The 14,072-nt window shown below is 63.7% G+C and carries 13 protein-coding genes; 7 read left to right on the top strand and 6 right to left on the bottom strand.

The features are described from left to right. Positions 1-56 precede the first annotated feature (56 nt). The 3 genes from ssuE to NMG10_RS19910 all read right to left on the bottom strand — a co-directional run bounded on the left by ssuE (position 57) and on the right by NMG10_RS19910 (position 3,162). Positions 57-650: an NADPH-dependent FMN reductase gene (ssuE, locus tag NMG10_RS19920; RefSeq protein ID WP_203649547.1), complete on the bottom strand. Its 594-nt coding sequence runs from the start codon at positions 648-650 to the stop codon at positions 57-59. Positions 651-994: 344 nt separating this feature from the next. Further along, positions 995-1,633: a peroxiredoxin gene (locus NMG10_RS19915; protein WP_028689219.1), complete on the bottom strand. Its 639-nt coding sequence runs from the start codon at positions 1,631-1,633 to the stop codon at positions 995-997. A 164-nt stretch (positions 1,634-1,797) separates the two neighbouring features. Beyond that, entirely contained in the window at positions 1,798-3,162 is a 1,365-nt protein-coding gene (locus NMG10_RS19910) for an OprD family porin (protein WP_203649544.1), read from the bottom strand. Between the two features lie 516 nt (positions 3,163-3,678). On the opposite strand from NMG10_RS19910, the gene tauA reads away from it, so the two are divergent. The 4 genes from tauA (at position 3,679) to tauD (ending at position 7,237) form a co-directional block, all read left to right on the top strand. Continuing rightward, entirely contained in the window at positions 3,679-4,650 is a 972-nt protein-coding gene (gene tauA, locus NMG10_RS19905) for a taurine ABC transporter substrate-binding protein (protein WP_232854974.1), read from the top strand. A gap of 13 nt (positions 4,651-4,663) precedes the next feature. Beyond that, positions 4,664-5,443: a taurine ABC transporter ATP-binding subunit gene (tauB, locus tag NMG10_RS19900; protein ID WP_203649540.1), complete on the top strand. Its 780-nt coding sequence runs from the start codon at positions 4,664-4,666 to the stop codon at positions 5,441-5,443. Continuing rightward, a complete protein-coding gene (tauC, locus tag NMG10_RS19895; RefSeq protein WP_254464983.1) occupies positions 5,440-6,279 on the top strand; it encodes a taurine ABC transporter permease TauC in 840 nt (279 codons plus the stop codon). The genes tauB and tauC overlap by 4 nt, the downstream gene beginning before the upstream one ends. 124 nt (positions 6,280-6,403) lie before the next feature. Continuing rightward, positions 6,404-7,237, top strand: a complete 834-nt coding sequence (gene tauD, locus NMG10_RS19890; RefSeq protein WP_232854973.1) for a taurine dioxygenase — start codon at positions 6,404-6,406, stop codon at positions 7,235-7,237. Between the two features lie 117 nt (positions 7,238-7,354). Here tauD and betT read toward each other — a convergent pair whose 3' ends face one another. Both betT and epsC read right to left on the bottom strand, forming a co-directional pair. Continuing rightward, positions 7,355-9,316 carry a choline transporter BetT gene (gene betT / locus NMG10_RS19885; protein WP_181427788.1) on the bottom strand — a complete coding sequence of 654 codons (1,962 nt, stop codon included), beginning with the start codon at positions 9,314-9,316 and terminating at the stop codon, positions 7,355-7,357. A 310-nt stretch (positions 9,317-9,626) separates the two neighbouring features. Then, entirely contained in the window at positions 9,627-10,565 is a 939-nt protein-coding gene (gene epsC / locus NMG10_RS19880) for a serine O-acetyltransferase EpsC (RefSeq protein ID WP_254464982.1), read from the bottom strand. Between the two features lie 346 nt (positions 10,566-10,911). Between epsC and tcyJ the strand changes: the two genes are divergently transcribed. From tcyJ to tcyN, 3 genes are read left to right on the top strand one after another with little or no spacing between them, the layout of a single operon-like run. Continuing rightward, a complete protein-coding gene (gene tcyJ, locus NMG10_RS19875) occupies positions 10,912-11,718 on the top strand; it encodes a cystine ABC transporter substrate-binding protein (RefSeq protein WP_203649525.1) in 807 nt (268 codons plus the stop codon). Beyond that, positions 11,715-12,383: a cystine ABC transporter permease gene (gene tcyL, locus NMG10_RS19870; protein WP_203649523.1), complete on the top strand. Its 669-nt coding sequence runs from the start codon at positions 11,715-11,717 to the stop codon at positions 12,381-12,383. The genes tcyJ and tcyL overlap by 4 nt, the downstream gene beginning before the upstream one ends. Before the next feature lies 1 nt (position 12,384). Then, entirely contained in the window at positions 12,385-13,146 is a 762-nt protein-coding gene (gene tcyN / locus NMG10_RS19865) for an L-cystine ABC transporter ATP-binding protein TcyN (RefSeq protein ID WP_203649522.1), read from the top strand. A gap of 16 nt (positions 13,147-13,162) precedes the next feature. On the opposite strand, the gene NMG10_RS19860 is transcribed toward tcyN, so the two are convergent. Beyond that, a complete protein-coding gene (locus NMG10_RS19860) occupies positions 13,163-13,813 on the bottom strand; it encodes a gamma-glutamylcyclotransferase (RefSeq protein WP_254464981.1) in 651 nt (216 codons plus the stop codon). Positions 13,814-14,072 lie beyond the last annotated feature (259 nt).

Below are 14,072 nucleotides of genomic sequence, written 5' to 3'. Positions count from 1 at the left end.
TGCCTCGTTGACGGGCGAGTAAGGTGGGAAAAACGGTCAAGCGGTGTAGCGAGGGATCAGATGCTCCAACGGGCGCTGATCAGGCGTTCGTTGAGTTCGCCCGGTACCACCGGCCGAGGCCGGCGCGCCAGGGCGCTGTGGAACGTTTCCAGCGAATCCTGCAGGCGCTGCTCCAGGGCAGCGGCCAGTTGCGCGGGCCTGGCGCCTTCGCCGTAGGCGATCTGGCTGTCGTCGGCGAAGATCCCCTGCAGGGTCTCCTGCGCCTTGAGGGCCGACAGCACGGGCTTGAGGGCGTAGTCCACGGCCAGCATGTGGGCGATGCTGCCACCGGTGGCGATCGGCAGGACCACCTTGTGTTCCAGGGCACGCTCGGGCAGCAGGTCGAGCAAGGTCTTCAGGGCGCCGGCGAACGACGCCTTGTACACCGGGGTGGCGACCACCAGGCCATCGGCCTGGGCCACCAGTTCATTGAAGTGACGCACCTGCGGGCTGTCGAAGCGCGCGTGGAGCAGGTCCTCGGCGGGGAATTCCCGCACCTGGAAGGTCACCACCTCGACGCCGCGCTCCTGCAGCCAGTCGCGCGAGCGCTCTAGCAGCACGCCGGAGCGTGAACGAAGACTGGGGCTACCACCGACAGAAACAACCAGCATTGAAAGCGCTTCCTTCGATTCGATTGCAGGGCCGCGAGGGGTTGTCCCCGCTGGATGGAAGTGACATTAACAGTTAGTCATATATATCTAGAAATCATATTTTCGTATTTATTTATTCCATATAGAGATATTCAGATTTATCTCTGTAGGAGCGGCCTTGTGCCGCGAAAGGGCCGCAAAGCGGCCCCGGCGATAAGTGCATTGACGCTGAAAATCCTGGGGGTGCTGCGCCCCCCTTTCGCGGCACAAGGCCGCTCCTACAGGCTTTCGGTAGACATAAAAAAGGGCCGTCGAAACGGCCCGAAGATCCCTGCTTGGCTAAGAGCAATGCAACGAGCAATACCTCATCGATTTGGTTGCGGGGTCAGTCGCAGATAGGGTTTCACCGCCCGGTACCCTTTCGGGAAGCGCCGCTTGATTTCGTCCTCGTCCTTGAGCGAAGGCACGATCACTACCTCGTCGCCGTCCTGCCAGTTGCCTGGCGTGGCGACCTTGTAGTTGTCGGTCAGCTGCAGCGAGTCGATCACCCGCAGGATCTCGTTGAAGTTGCGCCCGGTACTGGCCGGATAGGTGATGGTCAGGCGCACCTTCTTGTTCGGGTCGATGACGAACAGCGAGCGCACGGTCAGGGTGTCGCTGGCGTTGGGGTGGATCAAGTCGTACAGGTCGGAGACCTTGCGGTCGGCGTCGGCGATGATCGGGAAGTTGACCACGGTGTTCTGGGTCTCGTTGATGTCATCGATCCACTTGTGGTGCGAGTCGACCGGGTCCACCGACAGGGCGATGGCTTTCACGCCACGCTTGGCGAAGTCTTCCTTGAGCTTGGCGGTCAGGCCCAGCTCGGTGGTGCACACCGGGGTGAAGTCGGCCGGGTGGGAGAACAGCACGCCCCAGCTGTCGCCCAGCCATTCGTGGAAACGGATCTTGCCGGCGCTGGAATCCTGTTCGAAATCGGGGGCGATATCGCCGAGTTTGAGGCTCATGAAAGCGGCTCCTGTGCTGTGTCTGGCCTTGTGGGTTCAATGTGCCTGCTTCCGAATAAAAATAAAAAGAATAAATATCGATTTATTTATAACCATTAAGCATACGGATTCGCAGACACAAAAAAGCCTCGCACTAGGCGAGGCTTTCTCGTTGCAGCTACGACTTACATGAAGGCGTAAGTGTAGTTGACGATGAAGCGAGTCTGATCCTGGTCGTTCGCAGCGCCCGAACCGGTGCCACGGTAGACGCCCTGGCGCAGGCTGAAGCCCAGGCCCTTGAGGGTGCCTTCCTGCAGAACGTAGTCGACGCGAGCGTCACGCTCCCACTCGCTGAAGGTACCGTGGCCGTCGGTGTTACGACCATCCTGACCGCGCAGGTAGGCTACCGAAGCCTTCAGGCCCGGCACGCCCAGGCGGGCGAAGTCGTAGGAGTACTGACCGAAGGTGGTGTTTTCACCGGCCTTGGCGAACTGGTTGATCATGCTGTCGGTGAACAGGTAGAAGCTGGCACCGCCCGCACCTTCGGCACGGCCGTTACCATCAACGACACCGCCCTGGTTCAGCCAGACGAAGCCACCATCATCGTTGACCTGCTGATGGCCGAGCATCAGCGCGTGGCCACCGAGGGTATAGGTGAACATGGCGGACCAGGTCTTGTTGTCGACCTTGCCGGTTTCCTTGGCATAACCGCCGTTGTTGTTGAAGTTGTAGCCGCCACCGTGGCCGTTCTTGCCATCGCTGCTGCTGTCGAAGTAGCGCAGGTCGGTCTTGAACGACTGGTCGTCAGCGATCTTGAAGACGTGGGTGGCGCCCAGGAAGCTCTGCTTGTAGAAGTCTTCCAGGTTCGAGTAGTAGTACTGCAGGGTCAGGTCTGGAGTGAGCTTGTAGTCCAGGCCACCGTAGCGGAACTTGTTGCTGTCAGCGGTCGCGCCGTTGACCGACAGGCCGGTACGGTTGCTCGAGGCACGACCCATTGCGTGGGTCAGCTGACCGGCGTTGATGGTCAGGTTGTCGATTTCCTTCGAGGTGATGGTTGCACCTTCGAAGGTCTGCGGCAGCAGACGACCGTCGTTGGAGACCAGGATCGGCAGCATCGGTGCCAGGGCGCTACCGAAGTGCGCTTCGGTCTTGGAGAAGCGGGCCTTGGCGTTGGCGCCAACGCGTGCCCACTGGCTTACCGAAGAGCCGTCGGTATCGTCCGGAAGGAAGCCGGACTTGTGGTAGCCCTTGCCACCATCGAGGTGGATACCCCACACGGCCTGGGCATCGACACCGAAGCCTACGGTGCCTTCAGTGAAGCCGGAGATGTAGTCGAGCTTGAAACCTTGACCGGTTTCACGCTGATCCGGACGCTTGCCGGCCGGACGAGTCGCGGTTGCCGGAGTGGCGTGCGCTTCGCGGTTGTTGTTGTCGAAGTACATGGTGCGCGAGCTCAGGGACAGCTTGCTGTCTTCGATGAAACCGGCAGCGCCTGCTTGTTGGGCGAGAACCCCCAGTGCCACGGCCAGGGCCAGGCTGGACTTGTACATGTTTTGCTCCTCTACGTTCTAATTTTTGTGCGTCTCAAGCGGCGGAGTCTGCTGCCCCACTCACCCGGATTGGCGATTTAGCACAAATGCGTGACCGCCAAGTCAATCGCTAACGGTCGATCTGCGACTTTGGTCTAACCCGCCGACCTGCGCTACAGGATAATGACAATCCTATAAATCCAAAATGACCGTTTTATGAATCTGTAAGATTTTTACGGAATAACATCGGAACCATTCCTACGAAACGCTGTATCGACGCCGTCAATCATACCTTTAGGTTATGTGCAAACGTTTGCCGAGCTGTCGACCGATGGTACCCCCGCAGGAACCGAACAAGACTAGCCGTCTTGAGCGATTCCGCCAGCTTCCCACCTCGTGCGGGAGCGAGCCCGTAAACCGCGCAGGTTCAGAGCGTTTGGCTTTTAAGCTAATTCTAAAAAGTTATTTATTTACTATTTCTTAGATCATCTAGTCTTCTCGCCATCCATCCCAGAATGCCTGACGAGAGGTTCAACCATGATCCCGCATGCTCCGCTGCGCCTGTTCGCCGCCCTGACCCTCGCCAGTGCCAGCTGGCTGGCCCAGGCCGCCGACCTGACCGTCGCCTACCAGACCACCGTCGACCCGGCCAAGGTGGCCCAGGTCGATGGCACCTATGAAAAGGACAGCAAGGCCAGCATCGACTGGCGCAAGTTCGATAATGGCGCCGATGTGATCACCGCCGTCGCCTCGGGCGACGTGCAGATCGGCTACCTCGGCTCCAGCCCGCTGGCCGCCGCCGCCACTCGCAAGCTGCCGGTCGAGACCTTCCTGATCGCTACCCAGATCGGCGCCGGCGAGGCCCTGGTCGCCCGTGACAACATCAAGACCCCGCAGGACCTGATCGGCAAGAAAGTCGCCGTGCCGTTCGTTTCCACCGGCCACTACAGCCTGCTGGCCGCGCTCAAGAGCTGGAACATCGACCCGTCGAAAGTGCAGATCCTCAACCTCGCGCCACCGGCGATCATCGCCGCCTGGAAGCGCGGCGACATCGACGCCACCTACGTCTGGGACCCGGCCCTGGGCGTGGCCAAGGAAAACGGCAAGGTGCTGATCACCTCGGGCGAGCTGGCCGAGAAAGGCGCGCCGACCTTCGATGCCTGGATCGTGCGCAAGGACTTCGCCGCCAAGCACCCGGAGATCGTCAAGTCGTTCGCCAAGGTCACCCTCGATGCCTACGCCGACTACCGCAAGGACCCGAAAGCCTGGCTGGCCGACAAGGACAACGTCGCCAAGCTGGTCAAGCTGTCCGGCGCCAAGCCTGCCGATATCCCGGTACTGCTGCAGGGCAACGTCTATCCGCTGGCCGCCGACCAGGCCAGCGCACTGCGCGAGCCGACCACCCAGGCACTGACCGACACCGCCACCTTCCTCAAGCAACAGGGCAAGGTCGACGCCGTGCTGCCCGACTACTCGCCCTACGTCAGCGCCCAATACCTGCCCAACTGATCCGGAGCCCGTCATGGCCTTGCTCGAACTGGAGCGCATCAGCGCACAGTACCCCGGCGCCGCTACCCCGGTGCTGGCCGACATCAACCTGAGCCTGGGCCCGCGCCAGCTGCTGGTGGCCCTCGGGCCGTCCGGCAGCGGCAAGACCTCGTTGCTCAACCTGATCGCCGGCTTCGTTGCCCCCAGCGGCGGGCGCATCAGCCTCGACGGCGCGCCAGTGCAAGGCCCTGGCGCCGATCGCGGCGTGGTGTTCCAGGACGATGCCCTGCTGCCCTGGCAGGACGTGCTCGGCAACGTCGCCTTCGGCCTCGAGCTGGCCGGCGTGCCCCGTGTCCAGCGTGAAGCCAAGGCCCGCGAGATGCTGGCGCTGGTAGACCTCGCCGGCTTCGGCGAGCGGCGTATCTGGCAATTGTCCGGCGGGCAGAAGCAGCGCGTGGGCCTGGCCCGGGCGCTGGCCGCCGACCCGCGGGTGCTGTTGATGGACGAGCCGTTCGGCGCCCTCGATGCCTTTACCCGCGAACAGATGCAGGAGCTGCTGTTGCAGGTCTGGCAGCGCACCGCCAAACCGGTGTTCCTGATCACCCACGACATCGAAGAGGCGGTGTTCCTCGCCACCGAGCTGGTGCTGCTGGCGCCCAATCCGGGGCGTGTGGTCGAGCGTCTGCAACTGGACTTCGGCCAGCGCTACGCCGCTGGCGAGTCGGCCCGGGCGATCAAGTCCGATCCCCGCTTCATCGAAACCCGCGAGCACGTGCTGGCGCGGGTGTTCTCGCAACGTCAGGAGTCCGCATGAGCAGTATCGAATTGCCGGCCGCCGCCAAGCGGGCACCACGCACGCCTCCTGTCGTGAAAACCCGCAAGCCCTTGCCGACCCGCTGGATCAGCACCCTCACCCTGGCCTCCCTGTTGCTGGCGTGGTGGCTGGTAACCGCCGCCGGCTGGGTCGAACCCCTGTTCCTGCCCTCGCCCGCCGATATCCTGGCCAAGGGCTGGACGCTGCTTACCCAGGGCTACATGGATGCCAGCCTGTGGCAGCACCTGGGCGCAAGCCTGGGCCGTATCGGCCTGGCGCTGGTGGCGGCGACCCTGACCGCCATCCCCGTCGGCCTGGCCATCGGCTACAACCGCGTGGCCCGTGGCATCCTCGACCCGCTGATCGAGTTCTACCGGCCGATCCCGCCGCTGGCCTACCTGCCGTTGATCGTCATCTGGTGCGGCATCGGCGAGCTGTCGAAGGTGCTGCTGATCTACCTGGCGATCTTCGCCCCGATCGCCATCGCCACCGCCACCGGCGTGCGCACCGTCGACCAGGCCAAGCTGCGCGCCGCGCAGTCGCTGGGGGCCACCCGGGCGCAACTGATCCGCCATGTGATCCTGCCCAGCGCCCTGCCCGACATCCTCACCGGCATCCGCATCGGCCTTGGCGTGGGCTGGTCGACCCTGGTCGCCGCCGAGCTGATCGCCGCCACCAGCGGCCTGGGCTTCATGGTGCAGTCGGCGGCGCAGTTCCTGGTCACCGACGTGGTGGTGCTGGGGATCCTGCTGATCGCCCTGATCGCCTTCACCCTGGAAATGGGCCTGCGCGCCCTGCAGCGCAAGCTGGTGCCCTGGCATGGCCAGAGCCACTGATCCGTCACGACCATTCGCGGGGCAAGCCCGCTCCCACGCAGCCGTCTCACCTCGTGGGAGCGGGCTTGCCCCGCGATAGAACTTCTCGGCCTGCACGAGAAACGAACCTTCAAGCGAGACCGACATGAGCCTGACCATCACCCCTCTCAGCCCGGCCCTTGGCGCGCAGATCAGCGGCGTGGACATCAGCCGCGATATCACCCTCGAACAGCGTGATGCCATCGAGCAGGCGCTGCTCGAACACCAGGTGCTGTTCTTCCGCGACCAGCCGATCACCCCCGAGCAACAGGCCCGTTTCGCCGCGCGCTTCGGCGACCTGCACATCCACCCGATCTACCCCAATGTGCCGCAGACGCCGCAGGTACTGATCCTCGACACCGCGGTCACCGACGTGCGCGACAACGCCGTCTGGCACACCGACGTGACCTTCCTGCCGACTCCCGCGCTGGGCGCGGTGCTCAGCGCCAAGCAGTTGCCGGCCTTTGGCGGCGACACCCTGTGGGCCAGCGGGATCGCCGCGTTCGAGGCGCTGTCGGCGCCGCTGCGCACGATGCTCGACGGCCTGACCGCCACCCACGATTTCACCAAGTCGTTCCCGCTGGAGCGCTTCGGCACCACCGCCGAAGACCTGGCGCGCTGGGAAGCCACCCGGCGCAACAACCCGCCACTGTCGCACCCGGTGGTGCGTACCCACCCGGTCAGCGGGCGCAAGGCGCTGTTCGTCAATGAAGGTTTCACCACGCGGATCAACGAGCTGAACGAGCAGGAGAGCGAGGCGCTGCTCAAGCTGCTGTTCGCCCATGCGACGCGGCCGGAGTTCAGCATTCGCTGGCGATGGCAGGAAAATGACGTGGCGTTCTGGGACAACCGCGTCACGCAGCATTTTGCTGTGGATGATTACCGACCCAATCGGCGGGTGATGCACCGGGCGACCATCCTGGGGGATGCGCCGTTCTGAGCCCCAGGGAGGCCTTTGGCCTCCTTTCGCGGCGCAAGGCCGCTCCTACAGGAGATCACATTCCCCTGTAGGAGCGGCCTTGTGCCGCGATAAGGGCCGCAAAGCGGCCCCAGCGATCTACCTGACCAGATGCAGGTACTGCATGTGCCGCTCGTACTGGTCGAGGATGTCGTTGATGATCTGCTCCTTGCTGTAGCCCACCAGATCATAGTTCTGGCTACCTTCGCTCAAGTGCACCTCCGCCCGGTAGTAGCGACGGTTCTTCAACTCCTGGGTACCCAACCCACCCAACGCGAACGACGGCGTGAAGTAACCACGCATCTGCACCTGGTAGATGAACGGCTGCTCCTCGCCATGGCCGATCTTCAGGCTGACGTTGTCGTGGCTCGGGTCATCCTGGGTGATCAGCACCAGCCCCTTCTGCTCGAACACCTCGCGTACCTCGGCGATCGCCGGACGCACCACGTCGTCCATGAAGCGGTACACCTCGTCCCGCGACGGGAAGTGCACGGCTTGGCTCAGGCGCTGGCGCCAGCCGCCACGCCCACGCCGGGACTGGGCAAAGGGCGCCAGCGAGTGCATCTGCGCGATCTGCCGCTGGCTTTCCAGGTAGAAGGCCTTGTGCAGCCCCCACATCATGCACAGCAGGATCAGCGAGAACGGCAGCGAGGTCAGCACCACCGCCGACTTCAGCGAATCGATGCTGCCGGCGAACAGCAGCGCGCTGGTGATCAGCGCGGTCATCGCGCCCCAGAAGATGCGCAGCCAGTTCGGGCCGTCCTCGTCGGCGCCACCGCCCTTGGCTGACAGCGTCGACAGCACCACCGTGCCGGAGTCGGCCGAGGTGACGAAGAACACGAAGCTGATGAACACCGTCACGGCGATCACCGTCTTGCTCCACGGGTAGGTTTCCAGCAGCAGGTACAGGCTCATCGACGGATTGTCGATAGCCGACTGCCCCAGCGCGGTCATGCCGTGGTTGATCACCTGGTCCAGGGCGCTGTTGCCGAAGATCGACATCCACGCCAGGGTGAAGCCCAGCGGGATCAGCAACACGCCGAAGACGAACTCGCGGATGGTGCGCCCGCGCGAAATGCGCGCGATGAACAGCCCCACGAACGGCGCCCAGGCAATCCACCAGGCCCAGTAGAACACCGTCCAGCCACCCAGCCAGTCGCGTTGCTCGCCGTAGGCGTACACATCGAAGCTCTTGCGCGGCAACGCGCCCAGATAGTCACCGAGGTTCTGGATCAGGGTATTGAACAGGTGCTGGGTGGGCCCGGCGAACAGCACGAACAGCAGCAGCGCGCAGGCCAGGAACAGGTTGATGTCGCTCATCACCCGCACGCCCTTCTCCACCCCGGCGACCGCCACGGCCACCGCCGCGCCCATCATCAGGGTGATGAGGATCACCTGCACCCACTGGCTGTGGCTGATGCCGAACAGGTAGTCGAGGCCAGCGTTCAGGTGCAGCACGCCGAAGCCCATGTCGGCCCCCAGGCCAAACACCGTGGCGATGATGCCGAAGCCGTCCACCGCGTAGCCGATCGGGCCGTTGATGCGTTTGCCTATCAGCGGGTAAAGCGCCGAGCGCAGGGCCAGCGGCAGGTTGTGCCGGTAGGCGAAGTAGGCCAGCGCCATGCCGACGAAGGCGAACACGCCCCAGCCGTGCAGGCCCCAGTGCAGGAACAGGATCTGCATCGCCTGGCGCCCGGCCTCGGCTGTGCCGGCCTCGCCCTGCGGCGGCTGTAGCATGTGGGTCAGCGGCTCGGAGACGCAGAAGAAGAACAGGGTGATGCTGATACCGGCGGCGAACAGCATGCCAGCCCAGGACAGGTAGCTGAACTCGGGCTCGTCGTGGTCGGCGCCGAGCTTGATCTTGCCGTAGCCGGACAAGGCGGTGACCACCACGAAGACCAGGTACAGGGTCATGGCCAGCATGTAGTACCAGCCGACGGTGTTGGCCGCCCAGTTCTGCGCCGCCAGCAGCCAGTCGCCGGCGGCCTGGGGCTGGGCGATTACGATCAGGCCGAAGAGGAGGATGAAGCTTGCCGCGAAGTAGAACACGGGGGGGTTCATGCGGATCTTGCCGTTGGCAAGGTCGGGGGTCGGTGCACTCATTGAACGGGCACCTCGTCGAAGGACGTGAGGTTCGGATTGAACGGGTTCAGCAAAGGCGATTCCTCCTTTTGAACACCGGCAATGGACCAGCGTTTTTCGTTGAACAAGCGTTCAAGTTAAACATGGATCGAGTTTCAATGCGACCCGATGCCGCTGGGCGGGGACCGAACAGAATGCACGTGGGAGCGGGCTTGCCCCGCGATTGCAGGGTCACACCCACCATCGCCATCGCGGGGCAAGCCCGCTCCCACGCATCCCAGCCCTTGAGTCAGAAGGCTTTCTTACCCTCGCAATCCAGCTGCAGGTTAGCCTGGGTAATGTTGCTGTCAGCCGGCACGCTGCGGGTCAGCCAGACGTTGCCGCCGATAGTCGAGCCCTTGCCGATGGTGATCCTTCCGAGGATGGTCGCACCCGCGTAGATCACCACGTCGTCCTCGACGATCGGGTGGCGGGCCAGGCCCTTGTGCAGGGTGCCCGACTCGTCGCTGGGGAAGCGCTTGGCGCCCAGGGTTACGGCCTGGTAGATACGCACCCGCTCGCCGATGATCGCGGTCTCGCCGATCACCACGCCGGTGCCATGGTCGATGAAGAAACTCGGGCCGATCTGCGCGCCGGGGTGGATGTCGATGCCGGTGGCCGAGTGCGCCAGCTCCGAGCTGATCCGCGCCAGCAACGGCAGGCCGGCCCGGTACAGGTGGTGGGCCAGGCGGTGGTGGATGATCGCCAGGATGCCCGGGTAGCACAGCAGCACCTCGTCGACGCTGCGCGCCGCCGGGTCGCCGTGGAAGGCCGCGAGCACGTCGGTGTCCAGCAGCACGCGCAGGGCCGGCAGGGCCGCGGCGAAGTCCTGGATCAGGCGCAGGGCATGGCCATCGACATCGACCACATCGGTCTTGCCATGGCGCGCCGCGTAGCGCAGCTCCAGGCGGGCCTGGGCCAGCAGCGCGGTGAGCGCGGCGTCGAGGGTGTGGCCGACGTAGAAGTCTTCGCTCTCTTCACGCAGATCCACCGGGCCCAGGCGCATGGGGAACAGCGCGCCGCACAGCTGCTCGAGAATCTGCCGCAGCGCCTCGCGCGACGGCAGCTCGCGCCCGCCCTGCTCGCCGCTGCTGCGGCCGTTGTTGCTGCGCCACTGCTCACGGGCGCTGCGCAGGCCACTGACGATGCCCTGCAGTTGCCAGTGCCCGGTTGATGGTTGTTCGCTCACGGTGTTTCTCCTGCCGGATAGGCCAACTGTTTTTATCGCCGGGTAGGGCCCCTTCGCGGGTAAACCCGCTCCCACAGGGACCGTATTGCCCTTGAGGCTTGCGCTGGACCTGTGGGAGCGGGTTTACCCGCGAAGAGGCCAGCATTGGATGGATGCGATCAACGATACGTCAAATCTGCCTCTTGGAAAAAACAACGCTTTATTCCATCCTGAGCTAAGTCGGGCATAAGCGACTGCAAAATGCAGAAACGGGAATAACAACATGATTTTTTATTATTTCCCGGCCTATGAAGCCCACCTCTATAGTCGCCACCTCACTACTTCCACAACAAGCGCGGGGCCTGCCATGACCAAATTCGCCAAACCCCTTCTCAACGCCAGCCTGGCGCTCCTGCTCGGTGCCGGCCTGCTCGGCCAGGCCTTCGCCGGCGAGCAGTTGAAGACCATCCAGGAGAAGGGCGTGATCAACGTCGGCCTGGAAGGCACCTACCCACCGTTCAGCTTCCAGGACGAGAACGGCAAGCTGGCCGGCTTCGAGGTCGAACTGTCCGAACTGCTGGCCAAGGAACTGGGGGTCAAGGCCAAGGTCCAGCCGACCAAGTGGGACGGTATCCTCGCCGCCCTGGAGTCCAAGCGCCTGGACGTGGTGATCAACCAGGTGACCATCTCCGAGGAGCGCAAGAAGAAGTACGACTTCTCCGAGCCCTACACGGTTTCCGGCATCCAGGCCCTGGTGCTCAAGGGCAGCGACAACGAGAAGAACATCAAGACCGCCGCCGACCTCGGTGGCAAGAAGGTCGGCGTCGGCCTGGGCACCAACTACGAGCAGTGGGTGAAACAGGACGTGCCGACAGCCGATGTCCGTACCTATGAAGACGACCCGACCAAATTCGCCGACCTGCGCAACGGCCGTATCGACGCCATCCTGATCGACCGCCTGGCCGCGCTCGAGTACGTGCAGAAAACCGCCAAGGACAAGAAACCCACCGCGCTGGCCGGCGAGAAATTCTCCAAGCTGGAGTCGGGCGTTGCCCTGCGCAAGGGCGAGCCTGAACTGCTCGCGGCGCTGAACAAGGCCATCGACAAGCTCAAGGCCGACGGCACGCTGGCCAAGCTGTCCGAGAAATACTTCGGTGCCGATGTCACCAAATGATCGCTGAAAGCCTGCAACTCGTTGTCGATTCCGCGCCCTTCCTGCTCAAGGGCGCGGGCTATACCGTGCTGCTCAGTGTCGGCGGCATGTTCTTCGGCCTGGTGCTGGGCTTCGCCCTGGCACTGATGCGCCTGTCGAAGATCCTGCCGCTGGACTGGCTCGCCCGCATCTACGTGTCGTTCTTCCGCGGCACGCCGCTGCTGGTGCAACTGTTCGTGATCTACTTCGGCCTGCCGCAGATCGGCATCGAGCTTGATCCGATCCCGGCATCGCTGATCGGCCTGTCGCTGAACATGGCGGCGTATATCTGCGAAATCCTCCGCGCGGCGATCTCTTCGATCGACCGTGGTCAGTGGGAAGCGGCGGCCAGCATCGGCATGACCCGCACCCAGGCCATGCGCCGGGCGATCCTGCCGCAGGCCCTGCGCACCGCCCTGCCGCCGCTGGGCAACAGCTTCATCTCGCTGGTCAAGGACACCGCCCTGGCGGCGACCATCCAGGTGCCCGAGCTGTTCCGCCAGGCACAGCTGATCACCGCCCGGACCTTCGAGGTCTTCACCATGTACCTGGCTGTCGCGGTGGTCTACTGGATCCTCTGCAGCATCCTGGCGCACTTCCAGAACCGCATGGAAGCGCGGGTCAACCAGCACGACCAGGAGCAATGAGATGATCGTAGTACAAGGCCTGACCAAGCAGTTCAAGGGCCATACCGTGCTCAACGGCATCGACCTGACCGTGCAACCCGGCGAGGTGGTCGCCATCATCGGCCCCAGCGGCTCGGGCAAGACCACGTTCCTGCGTTGCCTGAACCTGCTGGAAACCCCCGATGCCGGACGCATCCAGATCGGCGACATCAGCATCGATGCCAATCGCCCGCTGGGCGGCCAGCAGGGTGCGATCCGCCGCCTGCGCCAGCAGGCCGGATTCGTGTTCCAGAACTTCAACCTGTTTCCCCACCGCACCGCCCTGGAGAACGTCATCGAGGGGCCGGTGATCGTCAAGAAGACGCCCCGCGACAAGGCCATCGAGCTGGCCAGGCGCCTGCTGGCCAAGGTCGGCCTGGCGGGCAAGGAAGACGCCTACCCGCGCCGCCTGTCCGGTGGCCAGCAGCAGCGGGTGGCCATCGCCCGCGCCCTGGCCATGGAACCCGAGGTGATCCTGTTCGACGAGCCTACCTCGGCGCTCGACCCGGAGCTGGTGGGCGAGGTGCTGGAAACCATCCGCGGCCTGGCCGAGGAAAAGCGCACCATGATCATCGTCACCCACGAGATGAGCTTCGCCCGCGATGTCGCCAACCGGGTGATCTTCTTCGACAAGGGGGTGATCGTCGAGCAAGGCGAGGCCAAGGCGCTGTTCGCCAATCCGCGGGAAGAGCGCACCCGCCAGTTCCTGCGCAAGTTCCTCGGCACCGCCGCCGGCCAGGAATGAACCCGATGCGCGGGGCTCACACCTCGCGCAGGTTGTGGCAACGCCTGAAACGGGCTTCCAGGTTGCGATCGGGCATCTGGTGACTGCGCAGGGCGTTGAGGGTCTGCTCCACGTAATCGCGTGTCGTGCCATAGCGCCCCTTGGCGTTGGCGAGGATCTGGCTGAGCAGGGTGTCCGGCAGGTTGCCCGCGTAGCATGGCAAGTGCCGTTCCAGCACGAAGCCCAGGGCCTGGACCTTGCTGCCGTCGCCCAGACGGCAGCTGAGCCAGTGCGGGCGATAGGCCGGGAACGGCATTTCGCGCATCCACAGGGCCATCAGCGAATCGTCAAGGTTGCTTTCATCCAGACGGTAGGCGAAACCACTGCAGGAACCGCCACGGTCCAGGCCGAACACCAGGCCCGGACATTCCGGTGTGCCGCGGTGCTCGTGGGACCACAGGTACAGGCCGCGGTGGTAGCCATGCACCCGTGCCCGCTGGCGCTCGACCGAATTGCACTCGGGGCGCCAGATCAGCGAGCCGTAGGCAAACAGCCAGACCGGGCCGCCTTCGTGCAGGGACATGGTTTCCTGCATCGAGCGCTGCAATTGTTCGCGGGTCAACTGTTGCCCGAAGTCGAGTGACGGCGGATAGGCTATTTGCCAGGATAAACTTTCAAGTGTCGACATGAGCTGCCGCCATTAATTCCTGTGAACTACAAAGTTGCGCGTTCCACTGCTGTTGATGCAGGGCCTGACCCTACGTCTTCGCGGGTAAACCCGCTCCCACAGGAGGTGTGCAGGGCTTGTGGGAGCGGGTTTACCCGCGAAGGCCCTGGCGCTTAACGTAAGGGATAAGACACTTGCGACTCAAGCCGGAAGACACAATTTCATTCAACCTTCCGCTGAACGGAAACTAATAATCCGAGTATAGCGAAACTTATTACCC

Origin of the sequence: Pseudomonas sp. DVZ6 (assembly GCF_024259445.1) — a bacterium.
Taxonomy (GTDB): Bacteria; Pseudomonadota; Gammaproteobacteria; order Pseudomonadales; family Pseudomonadaceae; genus Aquipseudomonas; species Aquipseudomonas peradeniyensis.
Note: the sequence above shows the minus strand (reverse complement) of the source record. Positions and strands in the feature narration are given on the sequence as shown.